25 protein-coding genes are annotated in these 21,620 nt (G+C 61.2%); 8 read left to right on the top strand and 17 right to left on the bottom strand.

Annotated features, from left to right (window positions below; all coding sequences use genetic code 11):
• Window positions 1–197 precede the first annotated feature (197 nt).
• The 6 genes from HX815_RS22760 to HX815_RS22735 all read right to left on the bottom strand — a co-directional run bounded on the left by HX815_RS22760 (window position 198) and on the right by HX815_RS22735 (window position 4,532).
• Window positions 198–605: a response regulator gene (locus tag HX815_RS22760; protein ID WP_003209073.1), complete on the bottom strand. Its 408-nt coding sequence runs from the start codon at window positions 603–605 to the stop codon at window positions 198–200.
• 225 nt (window positions 606–830) lie between these two features.
• Entirely contained in the window at window positions 831–2,162 is a 1,332-nt protein-coding gene (locus HX815_RS22755) for a deoxyguanosinetriphosphate triphosphohydrolase (RefSeq protein WP_003209075.1), read from the bottom strand.
• A gap of 72 nt (window positions 2,163–2,234) precedes the next feature.
• Entirely contained in the window at window positions 2,235–3,398 is a 1,164-nt protein-coding gene (locus HX815_RS22750; RefSeq protein ID WP_008432158.1) for an EAL domain-containing protein, read from the bottom strand.
• 92 nt (window positions 3,399–3,490) lie between these two features.
• Window positions 3,491–3,832 carry a hypothetical protein gene (locus HX815_RS22745; protein WP_008432159.1) on the bottom strand — a complete coding sequence of 114 codons (342 nt, stop codon included), beginning with the start codon at window positions 3,830–3,832 and terminating at the stop codon, window positions 3,491–3,493.
• Window positions 3,829–4,215 (bottom strand): phage holin family protein, encoded by a 387-nt coding sequence (locus tag HX815_RS22740; protein WP_003209078.1) that lies wholly within the window; start codon window positions 4,213–4,215, stop codon window positions 3,829–3,831. The genes HX815_RS22745 and HX815_RS22740 overlap by 4 nt, the downstream gene beginning before the upstream one ends.
• 2 nt (window positions 4,216–4,217) lie before the next feature.
• Complete coding sequence (locus tag HX815_RS22735) at window positions 4,218–4,532, bottom strand: YqjD family protein (protein WP_003209080.1); 315 nt, start codon at window positions 4,530–4,532, stop codon at window positions 4,218–4,220.
• A 349-nt stretch (window positions 4,533–4,881) separates the two neighbouring features.
• Here HX815_RS22735 and HX815_RS22730 point away from each other — a divergent pair, with 349 nt between their 5' ends.
• On the top strand, window positions 4,882–6,090 hold the full coding sequence (locus tag HX815_RS22730; protein ID WP_003209083.1) for an ammonium transporter: 1,209 nt from the start codon (window positions 4,882–4,884) through the stop codon (window positions 6,088–6,090).
• On the opposite strand, the gene HX815_RS22725 is transcribed toward HX815_RS22730, so the two are convergent.
• Window positions 6,077–7,798, bottom strand: coding sequence for a monovalent cation:proton antiporter-2 (CPA2) family protein (locus HX815_RS22725; protein WP_177028921.1), 1,722 nt, complete (start codon window positions 7,796–7,798; stop codon window positions 6,077–6,079). The genes HX815_RS22730 and HX815_RS22725 overlap by 14 nt on opposite strands.
• A 141-nt stretch (window positions 7,799–7,939) precedes the next feature.
• Between HX815_RS22725 and HX815_RS22720 the strand changes: the two genes are divergently transcribed.
• From HX815_RS22720 to HX815_RS22710, 3 genes are all read left to right on the top strand, one after another.
• A complete protein-coding gene (locus HX815_RS22720; RefSeq protein WP_177020698.1) occupies window positions 7,940–8,176 on the top strand; it encodes a glutaredoxin family protein in 237 nt (78 codons plus the stop codon).
• Between the two features lie 74 nt (window positions 8,177–8,250).
• Window positions 8,251–8,586 carry a transcriptional regulator gene (locus HX815_RS22715; protein ID WP_177009498.1) on the top strand — a complete coding sequence of 112 codons (336 nt, stop codon included), beginning with the start codon at window positions 8,251–8,253 and terminating at the stop codon, window positions 8,584–8,586.
• A 70-nt stretch (window positions 8,587–8,656) separates the two neighbouring features.
• On the top strand, window positions 8,657–9,541 hold the full coding sequence (locus HX815_RS22710; protein WP_177028920.1) for a pseudouridine synthase: 885 nt from the start codon (window positions 8,657–8,659) through the stop codon (window positions 9,539–9,541).
• Between the two features lie 57 nt (window positions 9,542–9,598).
• Here HX815_RS22710 and HX815_RS22705 read toward each other — a convergent pair whose 3' ends face one another.
• Window positions 9,599–9,820: a YgdI/YgdR family lipoprotein gene (locus HX815_RS22705; protein ID WP_003209090.1), complete on the bottom strand. Its 222-nt coding sequence runs from the start codon at window positions 9,818–9,820 to the stop codon at window positions 9,599–9,601.
• Window positions 9,821–9,900: 80 nt separating this feature from the next.
• Window positions 9,901–10,503, bottom strand: a complete 603-nt coding sequence (gene mobA / locus HX815_RS22700) for a molybdenum cofactor guanylyltransferase MobA (RefSeq protein WP_177028919.1) — start codon at window positions 10,501–10,503, stop codon at window positions 9,901–9,903.
• Between the two features lie 75 nt (window positions 10,504–10,578).
• Here mobA and moaB point away from each other — a divergent pair, with 75 nt between their 5' ends.
• Together moaB and glp are read left to right on the top strand one after the other, a co-directional pair.
• Window positions 10,579–11,118 carry a molybdenum cofactor biosynthesis protein B gene (gene moaB, locus HX815_RS22695; protein ID WP_003209092.1) on the top strand — a complete coding sequence of 180 codons (540 nt, stop codon included), beginning with the start codon at window positions 10,579–10,581 and terminating at the stop codon, window positions 11,116–11,118.
• Entirely contained in the window at window positions 11,102–12,328 is a 1,227-nt protein-coding gene (gene glp, locus HX815_RS22690) for a gephyrin-like molybdotransferase Glp (protein ID WP_177028918.1), read from the top strand. Before moaB ends, glp begins: the two co-directional genes overlap by 17 nt.
• Window positions 12,329–12,471: 143 nt before the next feature.
• On the opposite strand, the gene HX815_RS22685 is transcribed toward glp, so the two are convergent.
• The 5 genes from HX815_RS22685 to minC form a co-directional block, all read right to left on the bottom strand.
• The gene (locus HX815_RS22685; RefSeq protein WP_003209095.1) at window positions 12,472–13,761 is read right to left on the bottom strand and encodes a M18 family aminopeptidase; all 1,290 of its coding nucleotides are present in this window, start codon (window positions 13,759–13,761) and stop codon (window positions 12,472–12,474) included.
• A 171-nt stretch (window positions 13,762–13,932) separates the two neighbouring features.
• Window positions 13,933–14,568 carry an RluA family pseudouridine synthase gene (locus tag HX815_RS22680; protein ID WP_008432172.1) on the bottom strand — a complete coding sequence of 212 codons (636 nt, stop codon included), beginning with the start codon at window positions 14,566–14,568 and terminating at the stop codon, window positions 13,933–13,935.
• 96 nt (window positions 14,569–14,664) lie between these two features.
• The gene (minE, locus tag HX815_RS22675) at window positions 14,665–14,919 is read right to left on the bottom strand and encodes a cell division topological specificity factor MinE (protein WP_003175252.1); all 255 of its coding nucleotides are present in this window, start codon (window positions 14,917–14,919) and stop codon (window positions 14,665–14,667) included.
• A gap of 3 nt (window positions 14,920–14,922) precedes the next feature.
• Window positions 14,923–15,735 (bottom strand): septum site-determining protein MinD, encoded by an 813-nt coding sequence (minD, locus tag HX815_RS22670; RefSeq protein WP_003209098.1) that lies wholly within the window; start codon window positions 15,733–15,735, stop codon window positions 14,923–14,925.
• 199 nt (window positions 15,736–15,934) lie between these two features.
• On the bottom strand, window positions 15,935–16,672 hold the full coding sequence (minC, locus tag HX815_RS22665) for a septum site-determining protein MinC (RefSeq protein ID WP_003209099.1): 738 nt from the start codon (window positions 16,670–16,672) through the stop codon (window positions 15,935–15,937).
• Window positions 16,673–16,790: 118 nt separating this feature from the next.
• Between minC and HX815_RS22660 the strand changes: the two genes are divergently transcribed.
• Together HX815_RS22660 and HX815_RS22655 are read left to right on the top strand one after the other, a co-directional pair.
• Window positions 16,791–17,726: a lipid A biosynthesis lauroyl acyltransferase gene (locus HX815_RS22660; protein WP_003209101.1), complete on the top strand. Its 936-nt coding sequence runs from the start codon at window positions 16,791–16,793 to the stop codon at window positions 17,724–17,726.
• Between the two features lie 32 nt (window positions 17,727–17,758).
• On the top strand, window positions 17,759–18,910 hold the full coding sequence (locus tag HX815_RS22655; RefSeq protein WP_087694783.1) for a patatin-like phospholipase family protein: 1,152 nt from the start codon (window positions 17,759–17,761) through the stop codon (window positions 18,908–18,910).
• Window positions 18,911–19,022: 112 nt separating this feature from the next.
• On the opposite strand, the gene HX815_RS22650 is transcribed toward HX815_RS22655, so the two are convergent.
• The 3 genes from HX815_RS22650 to HX815_RS22640 are packed head-to-tail and all read right to left on the bottom strand — an operon-like array spanning window position 19,023 to window position 21,596.
• Entirely contained in the window at window positions 19,023–19,808 is a 786-nt protein-coding gene (locus tag HX815_RS22650; protein WP_003209104.1) for an outer membrane protein OmpK, read from the bottom strand.
• Entirely contained in the window at window positions 19,805–20,200 is a 396-nt protein-coding gene (locus tag HX815_RS22645; protein ID WP_134326009.1) for a hypothetical protein, read from the bottom strand. Before HX815_RS22645 ends, HX815_RS22650 begins: the two co-directional genes overlap by 4 nt.
• A 43-nt stretch (window positions 20,201–20,243) precedes the next feature.
• On the bottom strand, window positions 20,244–21,596 hold the full coding sequence (locus HX815_RS22640; RefSeq protein ID WP_087694784.1) for a nucleobase:cation symporter-2 family protein: 1,353 nt from the start codon (window positions 21,594–21,596) through the stop codon (window positions 20,244–20,246).
• Window positions 21,597–21,620 lie beyond the last annotated feature (24 nt).

Raw genomic sequence — 21,620 nt, 5'->3', positions numbered from 1 at the left:
ATGAAGGAGGATGAACTTGATGTGGAACAAACGTAAAACAAGAATAATCCTACATCAAAAAAAGCAAGGGATTACGCTCTGTGAGGTGTTTGTTGTTTGGGTGTAAGAGTTTTGCGTGGGTGGAATTTAAAAGTAACTGGTCGTGAGAGGGCAGCGTTATAAAGAGGCGTTTTCGGATTGCCCGGGTGTTTAACTTCCTACTTTTCTGTTGAGCGAGTAAGGCGTGATTGGCGTATGAGTTCATTCAGCTCAAGGTGGCTTAACGGCTTCGACAAATAGCCAAGTAATGGAAAGTTGCGTCGGGATGCCTGGGCCATCAGGTGTTCCAGTTCATTGACGGGCAGGCCGCTGAGCAATATCGCGGACCTTATAAAGCCTCTGCGGTTGGCAATTTCAATCAACTCCAGCCCGGGCAAGTCGGGCAAACATTGATCACAGAGCAGAATATCGAATGGCACGTCGGTTTGTGTCATCAGCCGCATTGCCTGTTCTGCATTCTCGGCCAGTGCCAGGTCGTGGTAGCCATAGTTTCGTAGCAGGCATTGGGTGGCCAGCAATTGAAAGGGGTGATCCTCCACCAACAGGATGCGAAGTTGTTCGAGCATGGTTTTTTCCATGGAATGGACAAGAGCCCTGAAGACGCTCCACCAGGGCGTGTAGTAAGAAGTTAATGGGCCCGCCAGCTATCGGGCGCAGGAGCAGGTCGAAAGACTGCGGTCAGGGCGCGCGATTATTCATCGCGGCGGGGAAGAACTTCGATCAGGCCGCTCTGTTCCGTGCGTAGGGCGATTCTTTGAAAAGTCGCCCTGGCCATCAGCCAGGGCTCCGATTTATTGCGGGCTGGAGCGGCCGGTCATCTCGCGGGCCATCTCGCTGGCGTAGCTGTCAGTCATGCCGGCGATAAAGTCGATCATGCGCAGGAAGGACGCGTGCAATGACCAGGAGGGATCCGGGGCGCTATTGCCCAACAGGTCGAGGATGCGTCGGTTCTTGAACGACGGGGTGCGACCGCCATGTTGTTCCAGGGCCGCGCCGCAGAAGGCATTCAAGAGGATTTCCAGGGTGGTGTAGGCGCCGATCTCATGCAGGGTCTTGCGCTTGTCCTGGAAAATCTTCTTGCGGGCCATGTCCTTGGCATCCAGCACGCAGCGCTTGGCCGGGCCGTGCATATGTTCCACCAGGTCCCCCGGCAGGGTGCCGGCCAGCAGCGCGTCCTGTTGTTCGACGAACGCCCGGGCCGCGGCGTTGGTCAGGTGTTCGATGGCCTTGCCTCGCAGGATCGCCAGCTTGCGTCGCCGGGAATCCAGCGGGCCGAGTTGCCGATAGGTTTGCGGCAAGTCGTCGCCCACCAGGTCCAGCAGCAGTGACTCGACCTCGGCGTATTCCAGCAGCTCCATTTCCAGGCCGTCTTCGAGGTCGATCAACGCGTAGCAGATATCGTCAGCTGCCTCCATCAGGTACACCAGCGGGTGCCGGGCCCAGCGTTGTTCTTCCAACTGCGGCAAGCCGAGCTTCTGGGCGATCTGCTCCAGGATCGGCAGTTCGCTCTGGTAGCAGCCGAACTTGTGTTTCTTGTAGCCCAGGGAGTCGGCGTGGCGGGCGGTCCAGGGGTATTTCAGGTAGGTGCCCAAGGTGGCGTAGGTCAGGCGGGTGCCACCATCAAACTGGTGGTATTCCAGTTGCGTGAGTACCCGGAAGCCCTGGGCATTGCCTTCGAAGTTGAGGAAGTCATTGCGTTCGGCGCTGCTCATGTCATCCAGCCAGCCACGGCCTGAAGCTTGCTGGAACCAGTGCCGGATCGCGTCCTCGCCGGAATGGCCGAAGGGTGGGTTGCCGATGTCATGGGCCAGGCAGGCCGACTGCACCACCATGCCCAGGTCGCTCGGGTCGCACCAGTCGGGCAGGGCACTGCGGATGGTCTCGCCTACGCGCATGCCCAGGGATCGTCCCACGCAACTGACTTCCAGGGAGTGGGTCAGCCGCGTATGGATATGATCGTTGCTGGTCACCGGGTGCACTTGCGTCTTGCGGCCCAGGCGGCGAAACGCACCGGAAAAGATGATGCGGTCATGGTCTTTGTGAAACGGACTGCGCCCCAGTTCTTCCGGGCTGTGCAGGGGTTTTCCAAGGCGTTCGCGGGTAAGCAGGGTGGGCCAATCCAAGGCGGGTACTCTCCGTGCGGTGAATGACTGCTCCCAGCTTCCCGGTTCAGCCAGGCCTTCGCAAGCGAAAAACTACAGGCCGGCGGCGTCGATATCGATTAACAGCAGGCGCTGACCATTATCAAAGAATTGTCCGGCAGTCAGGCAGTACTGGTTGGTCGTGGCATCGCGATAGGTTGAGGATAGGGTCAGCCGCCGCTCCTCCCAACCTTCGGCCAGCAAATGATAAAAATACGGACGCCATGACCAGTTGTGGCCCAGGTAGCGGCTGTCGGCTTGCCAGGCGCCCTGGTGCCATTCGAAGTTGGGTGTCAGTTGCGTGCCATGCCGGTCGCACTGGTAAAAACGCAGCAGCCAGGGAAACGCCGGCAATTGCGGCAGGTGGCTCAGCGGTGCACGGGTGTGGGCCCAGGTTTGCAGGATCTGCATCAGCTCCGCCAGTTGCTGGCGCAGTTGCATGATCCGGCCACGTTCGGCGAGCTTCTGTTGGACATAGCCGGTGCGCAACTGGGCGAAGCGCGGCACGAATGCGTCGGTGTCGAACCAGTCCAGTTGGGCCTGGGCGAACAGGTAGCCCTGGACATAACGCGAACCGCATTCCAGGGCGAAATTCAGTTGGGCCTCGGTTTCCACCCCTTCGGCGATGATCCAGCAGCCGGTTTTTTCCGCCATTTGCGCCAGTGCCCGTACCACCTCACCGCTCGGGCCACCGCGGGCCGCGGCCTGGAACAGGCGCATGTCCAGCTTGAGAATGTCCGGCTGCAAGGCCAGCACCCGGTCCAGCTGCGAATAGCCGGCGCCGAAGTCATCAATGGCAATCCGCGCGCCGGCCTCGCGGTAGCGCTCGACGACTTCGGCCAGGCGCAGGATATCGCCGCCCAGTTCAGTGATCTCGAACACGATGCGGCGCGGGTCGACGTTATGCAGTTGCAATTGCTTCAGGCTCGGCAGTGCCTGGCCCGGGCGCAGGCGGGTGATCCAGCGTGGCGAGATATTCAGGCTGAGGAACCACTCCTGCGGGGCTTCATGCAGGCGGCTCAGGGCATTGTCACGGATCTGCCGGTCCAGGCGGCGCAAGGCCACCGAGGGCGTGCGCGGGTCGGCGAACAGCGGACCCACCGAGCGCAGTTGGCCATTCGCCTGGCGTAGGCGGCCCAGGGCTTCTACGCCGGCGATGCGGCCGGTGGCGGTGTCGATGAATGGCTGGAAGCAGGCGAGCGGTTGCCCGTCGATCACGGGGCCTCCTTAAAAGACCGGAAATAAAAAAGGCCCGGCCCTCAATGGAGAGGGCCGGGCCTGATCTGTTTGCAAGAATGCAGCCAGCACGCTCAACTTTTGCGCGAAGCACCTTGCATGGCCAGTTTGATCAGCGGGATCAGGCCGGCACCCAGCCGCACCAGGCGGGTCATGGTGCCGATTCCGCCGCCCTTGGCGCCTTTGCCGGTGAGAAACCCCAGCAGCGTCACCACGCCCACGCCCCACAGCGGCGCGTGCTTGATGCCAAAACCGTCCTGCCAGCTCTGGCCCATGTTGCGGACCTTTTGCAGCGGCAGCATCAGTTGCTGGGACTCGTGACGGATTTCCTGGCGGTGCATTTCCATGCGCAGGCGGATCAACGCCTTGCGCATTTCTCGCCGGGAAGTGTTTTGCGGCAATTCAGTCATGCTCATGGCAGCAGGCGCTCCCGGTCGTTGGCCAGCTCTTCGAGGGTGGCGTGGAACGGCGTGGACTCATCGAACACCGCCGCCTTCAGGCGCAACCCGCAGAATGCTGCGGCCAGTATGTAGAACACACACAGGCTGATAATCCCGGTCAGACGGTAGGTATCCCACACCAGGATCATCACCAGCGCCGACAAACCCACCAGCAACAGCAAGGCAAACACCAGCGCCAGGCCGGCGAACAGCAACAGGCTGACGGTGCGGGCTTTCTGCTCCTGCAACTCGATGCCGAACAGCTCGACATGGCTGTGCAGCAAACCCAGAACAGCCGCGCCCAGGCGCCGTGAAGTAGAACTTGGGCCCGTGGACGAGCCGGATTCGCCGATAGACATGATTAGCGCCTTGTAGCCAGCAGGCCGATCAAAAAGCCCACGCCGGCCGCAATGCCGACGGACTGCCAGGGGTTGGCCTGCACATAGTCTTCAGTGGCCGTGACCGCCGCCTGGCCGCGTTCGCGCAGGGAGTCTTCGGTCAGTTGCAGGGTTTCACGGGCCTTGAGCAGGCTTTCGTGAATCTTGCTGCGAAGCTCGTCAGCCTGGTCACCGGCGAGGATCGCCGTGTCGTCCAGCAGCTTCTCGGTATCGCTGACCAGGGTTTGAAAATCCGCCATCAGTATTTCTTGAGCAGTCTTTGCCGTTTTTCTGGCCATGGTTATCTCCGTGAGTGGCTGGTCTGTTTACTTCTGGTTTCGAGTCACCGGTGTCGGTGAAGGTTCACTGCAATTGTCTGGTACAGCTTTTGCTTTGCCTTGGTGCGCAGGCCCGGGGCCTTGCGCTGAATCCGGGCGGTTGGGGCTCAAACCCTGAAAAACCTTACCCTAAATAACTAAAAACTCGCGGAAAAACCCTGTCGGATTCTGCCTTTTTCAATGATCGCTGCGCCAAAGCGGTTCACGGCCTCAAACGAGGGTCGGACCGCTGGTGCCAATTTAGTGCGCATCATGAAGGTCATGAACTGCTTTGGTGCTTTTTTCTGCATGTGCAGGCCTGCCATCCTCCATGGAAAATTTGCAAAGCGCGGTGGACACCCTCGTCCACAGCTCCAACACGCTGTTCATTCTGATTGGTGCGGTCATGGTCCTGGCCATGCACGCCGGCTTTGCCTTCCTGGAAGTCGGCACGGTGCGCCAGAAGAACCAGGTCAATGCCCTGTCGAAAATCCTCAGTGACTTCGCGATTTCAACACTGGCCTATTTCTTTATAGGCTATTGGATCTCCTACGGCGTGACCTTCATGCAACCGGCGGCGGTGATCAGCGCCGACCACGGCTACGGCCTGGTGAAGTTCTTCTTCCTGCTGACCTTCGCGGCGGCGATCCCGGCGATCATTTCCGGGGGAATCGCCGAGCGTGCACGGTTTGTTCCGCAACTGTGTGCCACTGCGTTGATCGTAGCCTTCATCTACCCGTTTTTCGAAGGCATGGTGTGGAACGGCAACTACGGCCTGCAAGCCTGGTTGCTGGCCACCTTCGGCGCCAGCTTCCATGACTTTGCCGGCAGCGTCGTGGTGCACGCCATGGGCGGCTGGCTGGCGCTGGCGGCGGTGCTGTTGCTGGGGCCAAGGCAGGGGCGTTATCGGGAAGGGCGCCTGGTGGCGTTCGCGCCGTCGAGCATTCCATTTCTCGCGTTGGGCTCGTGGATCTTGATCGTCGGCTGGTTCGGCTTCAACGTCATGAGTGCGCAAACCCTGTCCGGGGTCAGCGGGCTGGTGGCGGTCAATTCGTTGATGGCGATGGTCGGTGGCACGGTAGCGGCATTGGTGATCGGCCGTAACGACCCAGGCTTCTTGCACAACGGTCCATTGGCCGGGTTGGTGGCGATCTGTGCCGGTTCCGACCTTATGCACCCGGTGGGCGCGTTGGTGACCGGCGTGGTGGCGGGCGGCTTGTTCGTCTGGTTCTTCATTGCCGCCCAGGATCGCTGGAAAATCGACGATGTGCTGGGTGTATGGCCGTTGCACGGGCTGTGCGGCGTGTGGGGCGGGATTGCCTGCGGGATCTTCGGCCAGACCGCCCTGGGCGGTTTGGGCGGCGTCAGTCTGATCAGCCAGTTGATCGGCACCGCGCTGGGTGTGGTGGTGGCGCTGGCCGGTGGCTTCCTGGTATATGGCGTGATCAAACGCGTGCATGGCCTGCGCTTGAGTCAGGAAGAGGAGTATTACGGCGCGGATTTGTCGATCCACAAGATTGGCGCGGTCAGTCAGGATTGAGGGGCGCGTCCCCTTCGTTCTGGTTGCAGCCATGTAACAGCCGATACCGGCTCTGGCGCACTTCATCGACACGGCCTTGCACCTGCTGCTCCGACAACCCCAGCAGGATCAACGCATGGGAGGCGAGCATCAGGCTCGACTCCAGCAACTCGGGCACCACTTCAGTGGCGCCGGCGGCTTTCAGTTCGGCCAGCTGACTGTCGTCGCGGGTGCGTACCAGGATCGGCACGGTCAGGTTGATCCGCCGCGCTTCGTTGAGCACGGCCAGGGCGACGTCGCTGTTGTCCACCGCGATCACCACCAGGCGCGCACGTTCCAGGCCGACCGCGCTGAGCAGGGCGCCACGGCGGCAGTCGCCGTAATGCACGGCGCTGTCTTCGGTAGACGCTTCCTGGACTCGCTCCGGGTCGTCATCAAGGGCAATGAACGCCTGTTGTTCACGGTGCAGGAAGCGCCCGATGGACTGGCCAACCCGGCCGTAGCCGCAGATCACCGCGTGGTCGCGCAGCTCGGCATTCAGGGCCGTAATCTCTTCAAGCTGTACTTGCTGGTTGGGCTTGCGGTGCAGGCGCAGGGCAATCGCGGGTGCAGCCCTGAGCAACAGCGGAGTCAATAGCATCGAGCAGAAGGTGGCAGCCAGCAGCAGGCCGCTGATGTCGGCGGGCATCAGGCGGCTTTGCTGCATTTGCGCCATCAAGGCGAAACAGAACTCGCCGCCCTGGGCCAGCGCCAGGCCGCTGCGCCAGGCGGTTTCACCGTCGCTGCCGCGCAGTTGCACCAATAGCGCGACCACACAGCCTTTGATCAACATCAGCGTGAGGGTCAGGCCGAGAATCAACAGGCTATGACTGACGAACAGTTGCAGGTCGATCAGCATGCCGATGCTGACAAAAAACAGTCCTAGCAGGATGTCGCGAAACGGCCGGATATCGGCTTCGATCTGATGGCGGTAATGGCTTTCCCCCAGCAGCATGCCGGCGAGAAACGCACCGAGTGCCGGGGACAGGCCCAGCAAGTGGGTCAGCCAGGCGGTGAGCAGTACGATCACCAGTGCCAGCAGCACGAACAATTCGGCCGAATGGGACGCCGCCACCTCACGGAACAAACGCGGCAGCAACCAGCGGCTGGCCAGCAGCAGGCCGAGGAACAGCACCACGGTTTTGCCCAGGGTCAGTGGCAATGCCCAGTACCAGGCTTGCTCGCTGTTACCGGCGAACACTGGCACGAGGGTCAGCAGCAATACGGCCACTACATCCTGGAACAGCAATACCCCAATCGCATTCTGGCCATGGCTGCTGAAGATTTCGCCGAGGCTGGTCAGCTCCTTGCTGACGATGGCGGTGGACGACAGTGCCAGTCCCGCACCGAGCAACAGCGCGGTGGTCGGCGACAGGCCGAACAGTGCCAGCAAACCGCCCAGCAGCAACCCGCAGCACAGTACCTGCAGGCTGCCCAAGCCAAACACCACCCGGCGCAGGCTGAGCATTTTGCTCAGGGAGAATTCCAGGCCCAGGGAAAACAGCAGGAACACCACACCCAGTTCGGCAAGGTCTGGCAACTCTTCGCTGTCATTGACCCAGTCGAGGGCGGTGGGGCCCACGGCCAGGCCAACACACAGATAGCCCAGCACTGGCGGCAGTTGCAGGCGACGAAACAGCGCAATCACCACCAGGGAGGAGGCCAGGATAATCAGCAGGTTGGCAAACACATGCAGCTCCATTGCAGGTATTACGGGAAAAAAGTCGCGAGAGTCACTGAATCAGTTATACGCCATGCTGATCTGGGTCAGGCTTTTGCAGTGTCCCGACGCTGTTAGAATAGGTGCCTGATTCTTCTCGGACCCTTTGCCATGCTTCCTGAATGTCAGTTGTTCGGCACCCTGGGCTGCCATCTGTGTGAGATTGCCGAAGCCGAAATCATGCCGTTGGTCGAACACGGCCTGCTGGTGGAGTTGGTGGATATCGCCGATTCCGAGGCCCTGTATGAAGCCTACGGCCTGCGTATTCCGGTGCTGCGCCGGGTAGACACGGGCGCGGAGCTGGAGTGGCCGTTCGACGAAGCGCAGATAGTGAACTTTCTTAGCTAGCACTCGGCGATGGCGAGTTCCCGATTATTCGGTTACTGTATGTTTGTACAGCGATTGAATGAGAGGGAACGCCCGTGGTGAATGTTGAACAACTGAAAAGCAGCGTCAATCGCATGTCCGCCGACGTCGTGCGCGACGCGGTGAACGAGCTGCGCCTCGATGGCCTAGTCACGGAAGGCAAGACGCCGTTTAACAAAGTGCATTTCAACACCTGCTTTGCCGAGATCGAGGCGCTGTTCCAGCGCGCGGGTTATCACAAGCAGCTGGATGTGGTGGGTTACCAGGGCTTGCTGTATGCGCTTTACGACCCGGGCCGCTGGGAAGCGGTGGATGTGCTGCGCTGGCTCAAGGAGTTCACCGAGGCGGCCAGTGCTTCACCGGTGTTGCGCGTGGAATTGGCCAAGGCCTGAATCTGTGCTGGGCCTGATCCGGGTGCATGCGGGATAATGTGCGCCTGTATGTCCACGTCTTGAGCCTGCCATGTCCGTTTTTTCCGCTGCCCAGCACCAAGCCAGCACCTTGTACCTGCCGCCAGGCGCCTGGGCCACCGTGCTGGATTGCCTGTGTGAGCACTTCCAGGCCATCAGCCGTGAGCAATGGCTGGACCGCATCGCCCGGGGCAGGGTGCTGGACATCAATGGCACTCCCATCAATCAGGACCTCGCCTACCGCGAAGGCCTGTGCATCTACTACTTTCGCGAAGTACCGAACGAGAAAGTAATCCCGGTGCAGGAGACGATCCTGTACGCCGATGAACACCTGGTGGTAGCCGACAAGCCGCATTTCCTGCCGGTCACGCCTGCCGGTGAATACGTCGAGCAGACCCTGTTGCGGCGTTTGATCCGTCGCCTGGACAACCCGGCGCTGGTGCCGCTGCATCGCATTGATCGGCATACCGCAGGGCTGGTGCTGTTTTCGGCCAACCCCCAGACGCGCTCGGCGTATCAACAGCTGTTTCCCACGCGCAAGATCGACAAGTTCTACGAAGCCATTGCCCCTGCATTGCCTGGGCTGACCTTTCCGCTGGTGCACAAAAGCCGGCTGGTGGATGGCGAGCCGTTCTTTCGCATGCAGGAAGGCGAGGGGGCGAGCAACACCGAGACGGCGGTCGAGGTGCGGGAAAAGAATGGCGACCTGTGGCGCTATGGCCTGTTTCCGGTGACCGGCAAGAAGCATCAGTTGCGGGTGCACATGACGGCCCTGGGCGCGAGTATCTGCAACGATCCGTTCTACCCCGACGTTATCAAGGATGCCGAGGACGACTACGCCAACCCGCTCAAGCTGCTGGCCCAGGGGGTGCGTTTCATCGACCCGGTCACCGGCCTTGAGCGCGACTTTCGCAGCGAGATCAGCCTGGACTGGTAAATCCCAGCAACGAAAAAGCCCGCATTACGCGGGCTTTTTTGTATCTGGCGTTAAGACTTACAGGTCTTTAACGGTGCGAACCTGATCCTTGTTGATCTGGGTGCGCTTGCCATCCAGCTGTTCGAATTCGTAGAAGCCGGTGGACTTGTCGAATTTAGGAGTGTCGACGGCCTGGATTTCGCGACCGTCATTCAGGGTGATCACTGTCGGCGAGGCGCAACCGGCAAGGGTAGCGAGGCCCAGTGCAAGCATGAGAGCGGCGATGGTCCGTTGAGTCATGAGTTTGTCTCCGAGAGAATGCTTTGTTGAGTACTGACCTTGTGACGTGTGTAACGTCGGCAAAGTTCCTTGTTCGACGCTCATTCTGACACGCTGGGCGGGCGGTGCAACAACTCCGGTGTATTGAGGTTGGCCAGGCGCGGATCGTCGGCGGGGCAATCCAGGGCCTTGGCCCCCAGCGCCTGCATGATCTGGCGCGGGCTGCGCTCGCCGGCTGCCCAGGCCCGTTCGAAGGGCTCGCGCAGCGAAGTGGGGATCACGCAGAGCAGCGGTTCCCAGAAATCGCCGTGGCGCACCATCACCGGCAGCAACGGGTTTTGCTGCGCCGTGCTGCGCAGGTCGGCGAGCAATCGTGCATCGATCTGCGGCACATCGCACGGCAATACCAGCAGATGCCCATGCTGCGCCACCGCCAGTCCCGCGCGAATGCCGGCCAGTGGCCCTGGAAAGTCGGGGCTGTCATCGCAGACCAATCGGTCGGCGTAGGCCGCGTACTGCGCCTGATTGCGATTGCAGGAGATGATCAGGTCGTCGGTCAACGGCCGCACCAGGCGATGCAGGTGCGCGATCAGCGGCTGCCCGTGCCAGTCCAGCAGGCCCTTGTCGAGGCCGCCCATGCGCTGGCCACGACCGCCGGCCAGCAAAAGGATCGAGCAGGGCAGTGGGGAAGAACGGCTTGGCATGACGGCTCCTGCGGGCAGTGAAATGGGGGGCTGTGATATAACATCGGGCTGTTCCTTCGACAACCGGACCGAGCCATGAAAGCCAAGGCTGATGCGCCCTTTGTACCCCTGAATATCGCTGTATTGACGGTCAGCGACACCCGCACCCTGGAAACCGACACCTCGGGCCAGGTCTTCGTCGACCGCCTGACCGCCGCCGGTCACCTGCTGGCCGAGCGAGTTTTGCTTAAAGATGATCTGTACAAAATCCGTGCGCAAGTGGCGCACTGGATTGCCGAAGACGTGGTGCAGGTGGTGTTGATCACCGGCGGCACCGGCTTCACCGGCCGCGACAGCACCCCGGAAGCGGTGAGCTGCCTGCTGGATAAACAGGTGGATGGTTTCGGCGAACTGTTCCGGCAAATCTCCGTGGCCGATATCGGCACCTCCACCGTGCAATCCCGTGCCCTGGCCGGCCTGGCCAACGGCACACTGGTGTGCTGCCTGCCGGGCTCCACCAACGCGGTGCGCACCGGTTGGGACGGGATTCTCGCCGAGCAACTGGATAACCGTCACCGCCCGTGCAACTTCGTCCCGCATTTGAAACAGGCCGAGCCCTGTGAATCCCGTGGGTAAGCCGGGCAAGACCGGCGCGTTGATGCCGGTGGAAGACGCTCTCGAACAATTGCTGGCGATGGCCGAGGCAGCGCCGATTCGCGAGCCGGAAACGTTGCCGCTGGCCGAGTGTGATGGTCGGGTGCTGGCCCAGGCGTTGATCTCCACGCTGGACTTGCCGCCCTGGCCCAACAGCGCCATGGACGGATACGCCCTGCGCCTGGCGGACTGGACCGGTGAGCCACTGGTAGTCAGCCAGCGCATTTTTGCGGGCACGGCACCCGAGCCCTTGGCTGCCGGTACCTGCGCGCGGATCTTCACCGGAGCCCCGGTACCGGAGGGCGCGGACTGCGTCGAGATGCAGGAAAACGCCGTGGTCCATGCCGATCAGCGGGTGAACTTCACCGAAGCGTTGCAGGTGGATCAAAACATCCGTCCCCAAGGCCAGGAAACCACGGTGGGCGAGTGGGTGTTGCCAGCAGGTACACGCCTGGGCCCGATCGAGTTGGGCCTGGCGGCTTCGCTGGGTCGTGATCGGCTGGAGGTGGTACGACGCGCCCGCGTGGCTGTGCTGTCCACCGGCGACGAGTTGATCGAGCCGGGCCTGCCGCTGGGCCCCGGGCAGATCTACAACAGTAATCGCCGGGTGCTGTGCAGCTGGCTGGAGCGCCTGGGCTGCGAAGTGGTGGATGCCGGGATCCTGCCGGACGACCTGGAACAAACCCGCGAACGCCTGGGCGCATTGGGCTCGGTAGACCTGATTCTGTCCACCGGCGGTGTGTCGGTGGGGGAGGCGGATTTTCTCGGGATTGCGCTGCGGGAAGAAGGGGAGCTGGCGCTGTGGAAGCTGGCGATCAAGCCGGGCAAGCCGCTGACGTTCGGGCATTTCCGTGGTGTACCGGTGATCGGTTTGCCGGGCAATCCGGCGTCGACGCTGGTGACCTTTGCCTTGCTGGCGCGGCCTTACCTGTTGCGCCGCCAGGGCGTGGAAGACGTGCAGCCGCTGCGCATTGAAGTGCCCGTGGGATTTGTCTGGCCCAAGCCGGGGAATCGCCGCGAGTATTTGCGCGGGCGGCTGGAGCAGGGCAAGGCGATCATCTACCGCAACCAGAGCTCGGGTGTGCTGCGTAGCGCGGCGTGGGCCGAAGGTTTGGTAGAAGTGCTGGAGGGGACGACGCTGGAGATCGGTGACCGGGTCAACTTCATTCCGCTGAGTGAAGTGTTGAACTGAGCCCGATCTATCAAACAATGAAGATCAAAATGTGGGAGCGGGCTTGCTCGCGAAAGCGGTGGATCAGTCACCCGATGTATTGACTGACCCTCTGCATTCGCGAGCAAGCCCGCTCCCACATTTGATTTGTGTTCATCCTGCAATTACGGCAAGTCGCGACTCGCGTAAAACGCACTCAACACCTTCACCAGGTGCGCCAGGTCGTGGCTGCCGCACAGCTCGCGAATCGAGTGCATCGCAAACGTCGGCAAGCCGATATCCACGGTGCGCACGCCCAGGTGGCTGGCGGTGATCGGGCCGATGGTCGAGCCGCAACCCATGTCGCTGCGTACCACAAAGCTTTGCACCGGCACTTCTTCGGCCATGCACAGGTGGCGGAAGAACCCGGCGGTTTCGCTGTTGGTGGCGTAGCGCTGGTTGCTGTTGACCTTGATCACCGGGCCGGCATTGAGTTTCGGGCCGTGGTTGGCGTCGTGCTTCTCGGCGTAGTTGGGGTGCACGCCGTGGGCGTTGTCGGCAGACACCAACAGCGACTTCTGGATAGTGCGTACGAATTCATCACCCTCGGGCAGCAGGCGACGCAGGGTCTGCTCCAGCATCGGGCCGTCGGCACCGCAGGCGGAGCACGAGCCGACTTCTTCGTGGTCGTTGCATACCAGCACGCAGGTTTCATCGGTTTCGGCGGTGAGCAGGGCTTGCAGGCCGGCGTAGCACGACAGCAGGTTGTCGAGGCGGGCACCGGCGATAAAGTCGCCATTGAGGCCGATCACGGCCGCGCTCTGGGTGTCATAGAAGCTCAGCTCATAGTCGAGCACCACATCGGCGTTCAACCCGTGTTCACGAGCCAGTTGCTCGGTCAGCACTGCGCGGAAGTCTACGCGCTCGTCACCGGCGAACTGCGCAAGGATCGGCGGCAGTTCGGTCTGGGCATTGATCGCCCAACCCTGGTTGGCTTCACGGTTCAGGTGAATGGCCAGGTTGGGGATGATCGCGATGGGCAGCTTGAAGTCGATCAGCTGGCTTTCGACCTTGCCGTCGCGGCGGAAAGTGACGCGGCCGGCCAGGGACAGATCGCGGTCGAACCACGGCGCCAGCAGCGCGCCGCCGTACACTTCCACACCCAGTTGCCAGAAGCCCTGGCGTTGCAGTTCAGGCTGTGGCTTGACCCGCAGGCACGGGCTGTCGGTGTGGGCGCCGACCAGGCGGATGCCGCCTTGCAGGGGCGAGTGGCGGCCGAGCTTGAAGGCGATGATCGAGGAGTCGTTGCGGGTCACGTAGTAGCGCCCGTTGGCCTCGGTGGTCCAGGTCTCGCGCTCGTCAAGACGCTGGAAACCGGCCGCTTCCAGGCGCTGTGCAAGGGCGGCGGTGGCATGGAACGGGGTAGGGGAGGCCTTGAGGAAGTCGATCAGGCCTTGGTTCAACTCTTCGCGCATAAGTAGCTCCAGACAGCAATGGCGCGAGTTTACCGTCCGACGGGATAAGTGCACAGAACAAATGTGGGAGCGGGCTTGCTCGCGAATGCGGTGTGTCAGTCGCCGAATGGGCTAACTGATCCACCGCATTCGCGAGCAAGCCCGCTCCCACATTTTAATTGCGTTTACAGGTTAAAACGGCGCGGGGCACTCGAAGCGCAGACGCTCGCCGCTCTGGGGATGGGTGAAGCTCAGCATGCTGGCGTGCAGGCACAGACGTGGCCAGGCAGCCAAGGCCTGTTCGTGGGCATACAAGCCATCGCCCAGCAACGGATGCCCGATGGACAGCATATGCACGCGCAGTTGATGGGAGCGGCCGGTGATCGGTGTCAGCTCAACCCGACACCAGTCGCCGCAACGCTCCAGGACTTTCCAGAAGGTCAGCGCGTTCTTGCCGAACTCGTGGTCCACCACGTGCCGTGGCTTGGTCGGTGGGTCGTAGCGCAAGGGCAAGTCGATGCTGCCGCTGTCCAGTTCCGGTTGGCCCCAGCAGAGTGCGGTGTAGGCCTTTTCGGTTTCCCGGTCATGAAACTGGCGGGACAGTTCACGGTGGGTATCCGCGTCTCGGGCCAGCAGGATGATCCCGGACGTTTCCCAGTCCAGGCGATGGACGATGCGGGCTTCAGGGTAGCCGTTTTCCTGCAGGCGGGTGATCAGGCAGTCCTTGTTGTCGTCGGCGCGACCGGGCACCGAGAGCAGCAGGGTAGGCTTGTTCACCACCAGGACAGCAGCGTCCTGATGAAGGATATGGACATTGGACAACGGCATTAAAACAGCCTCGTAACAAACGCCAACGGCGGCTCGCTCACCCGGCCCCGTGAGGGGAGCCAGGTAACCGAGCCGCCGTGGCGACCGCCTTTTCGATCAACGATCAGGCAGGGTGATATTGAGTTCCAGAATCGAGCAGCTGCCGTCATTTTCCAGGGCGACATGCACGTCATCGTTACCGATGTTGACGTACTTGCGGATCACTTCCACCAGTTCCTTCTGCAGGGCTGGCAGGTAATCCGGGGTGCTGCGTTGGCCGCGTTCGTGCGCCACGATGATCTGTAGACGCTCTTTCGCTACCGACGCGGTACTTGGCTTTTTGTTGGCGCGAAAGAAGTCGAGAAATTTCATTGTTTAGTTGCCTCCAAAGATACGCTCGAAGAATCCCTTCTTCTTAACATCGAGGAAGCGATGTTCCACGGTCTTGCCCAGCAAGCGATCTACCGCATCGCTGTACGCCTGGCCGGCGTCGCTCTGGTCGTCAAGAATCACCGGCACACCTTGGTTGGATGCCTTCAGGACGGCCTGGGATTCCGGGATCACACCCAGCAGGGTCACGGCGAGGATTTCCTTCACGTCTTCAACGCCGAGCATTTCGCCATTGCTGACGCGCTCAGGGTTGTAGCGGGTCAGCAGCAGGTGTTCCTTGATCGGATCTTCACCTTTCTCGGCGCGCTGGGACTTGCTGGCCAGCAGGCCGAGCATGCGGTCCGAGTCACGTACCGAGGAGACTTCAGGGTTGGTCACGACGATGGCTTCGTCGGCGAAGTACATCGCCAGGTGAGCACCGGTCTCGATACCCGCCGGGGAATCGCACACCACGTATTCGAAGGTTTCCTTCAGTTCGGCGAGGACCTTGCCCACGCCTTCCTTGGTCAGCGCGTCTTTGTCGCGGGTCTGGCTGGCGGCCAGTACATACAGGTTCTCAAGGCGCTTGTCCTTGATCAGGGCCTGTTGCAGGTTGGCTTCGCCATTGACGACGTTGACGAAGTCGTAAACCACGCGGCGTTCACAGCCCATGATCAGGTCGAGGTTACGCAAGCCGACGTCGAAGTCGACGATAACTGTCTTGTGGCCGCGCAGAGCGAGGCCGGTACCGATAGCGGCGCTGGTGGTGGTCTTACCCACACCACCCTTGCCGGATGTAACCACGAGAATCTTGGCCAAGGTGTTTCACCCCTAAGGAAAAAGGACTTTTTAGTCCCTGAAAAACATCTCTTGTCACTCGCTGCAGGCGGGCAGCTCTTGTAGGAGAAAGCACGGTTTGCCTGGGCAAACCCCACCTTAAAATTATTCCTACACAAGTTTTGCCGTTTTCGCTGTGCTATCAGAGTCCAGAGATGCTTGGAAAATGCGGCAGTATCCGTTAAAGACGAACGATGTTCAACACATCGCCCGACAGGCTGACTTGTACCCCGGCCCCCCACAGCGGATCGCGGCGCAAATCTTCCGAAACCTTGTACTGGCCTGCGATGGACACTAGCTCAGCGGTCAACTGCTGGCAAAAAATACGGGCCTTGGTGTCACCTTTTATGCCGGCCAGGGCACGACCACGCATGGGGCCGTATACATGGATGTTTCCATCGGCGAGAAGTTCCGCCCCCGGGCTGACCGGGGCGATGACGACAAGGTCGCCACCCTGGGCGTAAATCTGCTGCCCGCCCCGTACGGGAGAGGTGATGATCTTTGTCGGCTTGATCGTCGGCTCCGGCGGTTTCTCCGGTTTTTTCTTCTCTTCGCCGACCAACGGGTCGAGCGGACGCTCGCGGGCACCCGACGGCGGCAGTACTGGCAGTTCAATAGCGATTGCCGCAGCAATGTCTTCGATCCGGCTGGCACGGATCGCCAGGGTGCGCAGGCCATGCTGGCGGCACACGCGCATCAGCCCGGGCAGGTCGACCGCGCCCTGGCCGGCCGGGAGCTTGTCCAGGGCCAGCACCAGCGGTGCATTGTTGAAGAAGTTCGGCGCCAGGGCGACCTTGGCGGCGAGCTGGCGGTCCAGGGCATCAAGGTCGTTGCGGGCCAGTTCCAGCACGGTAATGGCGAGCATGCTGCCTTTCAACTGGAACACGGGATCTTGGTCTAGCGGTTCGGTTTGGCTCATGGTCGGCAAAGCGGCTTGTCACGAAAAGTGTCGAGACTTATAACGAGAACATCCGCTAGCCGCAAGCCGGGTCGAACCGTTGTAGAATGCGCGGCCGTTGTCTTTACCGGAATCTTGAATGGATCGCCCGCGTTTTCGAGCTGTATTTTTTCATCCGCGCTTCTGGCTGTTATGGCTGGGGCTGGGTTTGCTGTGGCTGATTGTGCAGTTGCCGTACCGGGCTTTACTGGGGATTGGCCGTGCCTTGGGGGCGGGAATGTACCGGGTGGCCGGTGAACGTCGACGTATCGCCGCACGAAACCTGGAACTGTGCTTCCCGGAAAAGTCCGCTAAAGAGCGTAAACATTTGCTCAAGGAAAACTTTGCCTCCACCGGCATCGCGTTCTTCGAGATGGCCATGAGCTGGTGGTGGTCCAAGCCGCGCCTGGCGCGCCTGGCCCATGTCGAAGGGCTGGAGCACCTCAAGCAGGCGCAACTGGAAGGCAAGGGCGTGATCCTCATGGCCCTGCATTTCACCACCCTGGAAATCGGCGCCGCCTTGCTCGGGCAGAAGCACACCATCGACGGCATGTACCGCGAGCACGGCAACCCCTTGTTCGATTTCGTCCAGCGCCGTGGCCGCGAGCGGCACAACCTCGACTCCCTGGCCGTAGAGCGCGAAGACGTGCGCGGCATGCTCAAGCTGCTGCGGGCCGGTCGTGCGATCTGGTACGCACCGGACCAGGACTACGGCGCCAAGCAAAGTATCTTCGTGCCATTGTTCGGCATTCAGGCCGCCACCGTGACCGCCACCAGCAAGTTCGCCCGCCTGGGCAAGGCACTGGTGGTGCCGTTCACCCAGGAACGCCTGGCCGACGGCAGCGGTTATCGCCTGGTGATCCATCCGCCGCTGACCGACTTCCCCGGTGAAACCGACGAGATCGATTGCCTGCGCATCAACCAGTGGGTCGAAGCCTCCGTGCGTGAATGCCCCGAGCAATACCTGTGGACGCACCGCCGCTTCAAGAGCCGGCCGCCAGGTGAACCTAAACTGTATGAAAAACGCCGCCGTTGATCTGAAGTCCCCAAGCACCATGGAGTGATGCAATGCGTCCAGCTGAACCGGTCACAGGCTTGATTCTTTCCGGCGGCGGGGCGCGGGCCGCCTATCAGGTGGGGGTACTGGCGGCGATAGCCGAGCTGTTGCCGCCGGGCGCGGCCAATCCGTTTCCGGTGATCGTCGGCACCTCGGCCGGGGCGATCAATGCGGTGAGCCTGGCCAGTGGCGCCATGGACTTTACCGCCGCCATCCAGCGCCTGACCGCCTTCTGGCAGGGCTTTCGCAGCCACCTGGTGCTGCGCAGCGACTGGCCCGGGGTGATCAGCCAGGCGAGTCGATTCCTTATCCACAGCCTGCTGGGGATGGGGGCGCAGGTGCCAGTGGCGCTGCTCAACAGTTCGCCGCTGCGGGACTTGTTGCGCGACAAACTGCACCTGGAAGGCATCGCGCAGTCGATCCGCGAGAAACACCTTCATGCTGTGGCGGTGACCGCGTTCGGATACGAGTCCGGGCAAGCCGTGACCTTCTATCAGGGCGGCGGCACCATCGATGCCTGGTTGCGGCATCGGCGCATCGGCATTCCCACCCAATTGACCGTTGAACATTTGCTGGCCAGCTCGGCGATTCCGTTGCTGTTTGCGCCGGTCAAACTCGGGCAGGAATATTTTGGTGACGGGGCGGTGCGCCAGTCGGCGCCGATCAGTCCTGCGTTGCACCTGGGCGCCAGCCGCGTGCTGGTGGTGGGGGTCAGTGGCAACCCGCGTGGCAACGATCCATCGAACCCGGCGCGCACCTTCACCGGCCAGGAGCCGACGTTGGCGCAGATCGGCGGGCACATGCTCAACAGCACGTTCATCGACAGCCTGGAAAGCGATATCGAATTGCTTGAGCGCCTGAACCAGTTCAGCCACGTGTTGCCGGCCAACGCGGCGATACAAGGTTTGGCGCCAGTGGAAGTATTGGTGATCGCTCCCAGTCAGCCAATCGACGAAATCGCGGCACGTCACCGCCAGGAATTGCCGGCGGCATTGCGCCTGTTTCTGCGCGGGCCGGGGGCGACCAAAACCAGTGGCGCGGGTGTGCTCAGCTACCTGCTGTTCGAGGCGGGGTATTGCAGCGAATTGATCGAATTGGGAAGGCGGGATGCGCTGGCCAAGCGCGAAGAGTTGCAGCGGTTTCTAGGCCTGACACCGGACTGAATGTGGGAGCGGGCTTGCTCGCGAATGCGGTGTGTCAGTCGCCAGATGTATTGACTGACCCACCGTATTCGCGAGCAAGCCCGCTCCCACATACAGAGGATAGGCGGTGTGGTTAGAAGTGGTACTTCACCAACAGGCTCGCAGTGTCCTGGTTGGTCTCGAACGCGCCGCTGTCCTGGATCCCGTACTTGTTCTTCCAGTAGTCGTATTCGATACCGACATACAACTGCTTCTCGCCCCAATGCAACGCCTTGCCCAGGTCATATTTGATCTGCGGGTTGAAGTGCAGGTTGGCGTGGTAAGTGCCGCGGGCGTTCTTGTCGTTATCCACCACCCAGTCCATGAAGCCGTCGATCAGCACATTGGAGTTGCCCACCGGGATCGTGTACGACCACACCGGTGTGATCTGCCATACGCCGTCACCCGGGCGATTGCCTTCGGTCTGGCGCTGGTAGAAGTTCAGCTGGAAGTAGTCGAAACCAGGGATTGCCAGGTCGAAGCCCGGGCCGAGCAAGTACGACTCGTTGTCGCCTTCGCCGAACTCGTAAGTGAACGCCAGCAACACGTCCTTGATCGGACCGAACGACAAGTCCTTGTCGAAAATCTTGCCGAACGACAAGCGTGGGCTGAACTCGCCGTAGTAAGTACTTGGGCCGACATTGCCGTCTTCCTTGCCGTTGTAAAAGATGCGGTCGAGGAAGAAGAAGTTGTCGCCGTACTTCCACGCATCGGCGTGTTCGAAGGTCACGGTTTGCTGGATCTGCGGGTTAACAGTGAAGTTCTTGCCCCACAGATAAGTCAGGCTGTTGTTCTGCCACTGCAGCAGATCACCGGCCATGGCCTGGCCCCCGGCCAGCAGGGATCCTGCCAGCATCAGGCTGTTCACGGTACGTTTCATTCGGTTGCTCCCGAGGTAAAGGTTTCTGGTTTTTTTTCTAAGCGGACGCTCTGGTGTGGCGTCTTTTGGCTTGCCGCAAAAATCGTCTGTTCGGTCAGCTTTGATGCTTTTAGCAAGAGCTGCGCCAAGGTGTTTAAAAAGCCAAAAAATCCCCGTCGGCTGTGATGAACACAGTCGAATTCGGAGAGTTTTTGCACACGTTGGCTGCGGACGTGGGGCCGGGATAAGTTGGCCTTGCAGTCAGCTTTTACATTCGCTGTTTTTTTTTGAGTCGATTTGAGCGGGCGCCGAGAATACTGACTCCCAGGCCTGTGCTCAAGTGCGCCGTTAAAGAGCGCGCGGGGCGAGAATGGGGCACGGCGCGTGGCCGGCCCCGGGTGAATGGCGTACATGGTGTGTTCCCTGATCGTTATTGTTTTTGTTGTGACGCAGGAATCAATGTGGGTGTGCGTGAGCGCTTGGGGCAGCGCGTTCGGCGCCACCCAGGATGTTGAATAACAGGTTCAGCGACAGCGCGCTGATCGTGGCCATGGCGATGCCGCTGTGAGTGATCGGGCTCATCCATAGCGGCAACTGTGCAAAGAATTCGGGACGTACCACCGGGATCAATCCCATGCCGATACTCACCGCCACCAGCAACTGGTTACGACGGTCGGCAATGTCGGCTTCCTGGAGGATCTTGATCCCGGTGGCTGCCACCATGCCGAACATGGCAATCGCCGCCCCGCCCAGCACTGCGGGTGGAATCGACGCTACCAAAAAGGCGGCCTTGGGCAGCAGGCTCAGCACAATCAGGAACGCGCCGGCCACGATCGTCACCGAACGGCAGCGCACGCCGGTCATCTGCACCAGGCCGATGTTCTGCGCGAACGAGGAGTGGGTGAAGGTGTTGAAGAACCCGGCAAAAAACGATGCGCCGGCGTCACACAACAGGCCACGGCGGAGCATTTTCGGCGTGACTTCCTGGCCGGTGATCTTGCCCAGGGCGAGGAACATCCCGGTGGACTCGACGAAGATGATCACCACCACCAGGCACATCGACAGGATCGGTGCCAACTCGAACTTGGGCATGCCGAAATGCAGTGGCGTCACCACTTGCACCCACGGGGCGCGCGCCAGGCCGCTGAGGTCGACCATGCCGATCATCCCGCACAGCCCGTAGCCGAGGGCCATGCCGATCAGCACCGAGATATTCACCCAGAAGCCGCGCATGAAACGGTTGATCAGCAGGATGGTGGCCAGCACCAGCGCGGCAATCGCCAGGTAAATCGGTGAGCCAAACGTGGACGCCGCTGCGCCACCGCCGGCCCAATTGACCGCGACGGGAAACAGCGAAAGACCAATGGCGGTGATCACGGTACCGGTCACCAGCGGTGGAAAGAAGCGCACGACCTTGGACATGAACGGCGCGATCACCATGCCGAAAAAACCGGCGGCGATGGTCGCACCGAAGATCCCCTGCAGACCGATGCCGGGCATGCCGGCCATGGCCACCATGCTGCCGACAGCGGCGAAACTGGCGCCCATCATCACCGGCATACGAATGCCTACCGGGCCGATACCGAAGGACTGGACCATGGTTGCGATGCCCGCCACCAGCAGGTCGGCGTTGATCAGGAAGGCGATTTCTTCACGGCTCAGGCCCGCGGCCTGGCCGATGATCAAAGGCACGGCGACGGCGCCACCGTACATCAGCAAGACGTGTTGCAGGCCTACCAGAATCAGTTGCAAGAGGGGCAGCCGCACCATGGCGGGCGCGGCAGGAGTCTGCGTTTCTAGCTGGGACATGCAACACCTCGGATCTTTTTATTG

Origin of the sequence: Pseudomonas sp. E6002, from assembly GCF_013385565.1 — a bacterium.
Taxonomy (GTDB): Bacteria; Pseudomonadota; Gammaproteobacteria; order Pseudomonadales; family Pseudomonadaceae; genus Aquipseudomonas.
The sequence above is the reverse complement of the archived record's forward strand: the minus strand, read 5'-3'. Positions and strand labels throughout refer to the sequence as shown.

Excerpts from the sequence above, each read along its gene's own strand:
- minE (WP_003175252.1), bottom strand. The coding sequence starts at position 14,919 with ATGAAATTTCTCGACTTCTTTCGCGCCAACAAAAAGCCAAGTACCGCG.
- minC (WP_003209099.1), bottom strand. The coding sequence starts at position 16,672 with ATGAGCCAAACCGAACCGCTAGACCAAGATCCCGTGTTCCAGTTGAAA.
- HX815_RS22645 (WP_134326009.1), bottom strand. The coding sequence starts at position 20,200 with ATGTACGCCATTCACCCGGGGCCGGCCACGCGCCGTGCCCCATTCTCG.
- moaB (WP_003209092.1), top strand. The coding sequence starts at position 10,579 with ATGAAAGCCAAGGCTGATGCGCCCTTTGTACCCCTGAATATCGCTGTA.
- HX815_RS22735 (WP_003209080.1), bottom strand. The coding sequence starts at position 4,532 with ATGGCCAGAAAAACGGCAAAGACTGCTCAAGAAATACTGATGGCGGAT.
- HX815_RS22655 (WP_087694783.1), top strand. The coding sequence starts at position 17,759 with ATGCGTCCAGCTGAACCGGTCACAGGCTTGATTCTTTCCGGCGGCGGG.
- HX815_RS22650 (WP_003209104.1), bottom strand. The coding sequence starts at position 19,808 with ATGAAACGTACCGTGAACAGCCTGATGCTGGCAGGATCCCTGCTGGCC.
- HX815_RS22740 (WP_003209078.1), bottom strand. The coding sequence starts at position 4,215 with ATGTCTATCGGCGAATCCGGCTCGTCCACGGGCCCAAGTTCTACTTCA.
- mobA (WP_177028919.1), bottom strand. The coding sequence starts at position 10,503 with ATGCCAAGCCGTTCTTCCCCACTGCCCTGCTCGATCCTTTTGCTGGCC.
- HX815_RS22720 (WP_177020698.1), top strand. The coding sequence starts at position 7,940 with ATGCTTCCTGAATGTCAGTTGTTCGGCACCCTGGGCTGCCATCTGTGT.
- HX815_RS22660 (WP_003209101.1), top strand. The coding sequence starts at position 16,791 with ATGGATCGCCCGCGTTTTCGAGCTGTATTTTTTCATCCGCGCTTCTGG.
- HX815_RS22730 (WP_003209083.1), top strand. The coding sequence starts at position 4,882 with ATGGAAAATTTGCAAAGCGCGGTGGACACCCTCGTCCACAGCTCCAAC.
- HX815_RS22705 (WP_003209090.1), bottom strand. The coding sequence starts at position 9,820 with ATGACTCAACGGACCATCGCCGCTCTCATGCTTGCACTGGGCCTCGCT.
- HX815_RS22745 (WP_008432159.1), bottom strand. The coding sequence starts at position 3,832 with ATGAGCATGACTGAATTGCCGCAAAACACTTCCCGGCGAGAAATGCGC.
- HX815_RS22680 (WP_008432172.1), bottom strand. The coding sequence starts at position 14,568 with ATGCCGTTGTCCAATGTCCATATCCTTCATCAGGACGCTGCTGTCCTG.
- HX815_RS22710 (WP_177028920.1), top strand. The coding sequence starts at position 8,657 with ATGTCCGTTTTTTCCGCTGCCCAGCACCAAGCCAGCACCTTGTACCTG.
- HX815_RS22685 (WP_003209095.1), bottom strand. The coding sequence starts at position 13,761 with ATGCGCGAAGAGTTGAACCAAGGCCTGATCGACTTCCTCAAGGCCTCC.
- HX815_RS22760 (WP_003209073.1), bottom strand. The coding sequence starts at position 605 with ATGCTCGAACAACTTCGCATCCTGTTGGTGGAGGATCACCCCTTTCAA.
- HX815_RS22640 (WP_087694784.1), bottom strand. The coding sequence starts at position 21,596 with ATGTCCCAGCTAGAAACGCAGACTCCTGCCGCGCCCGCCATGGTGCGG.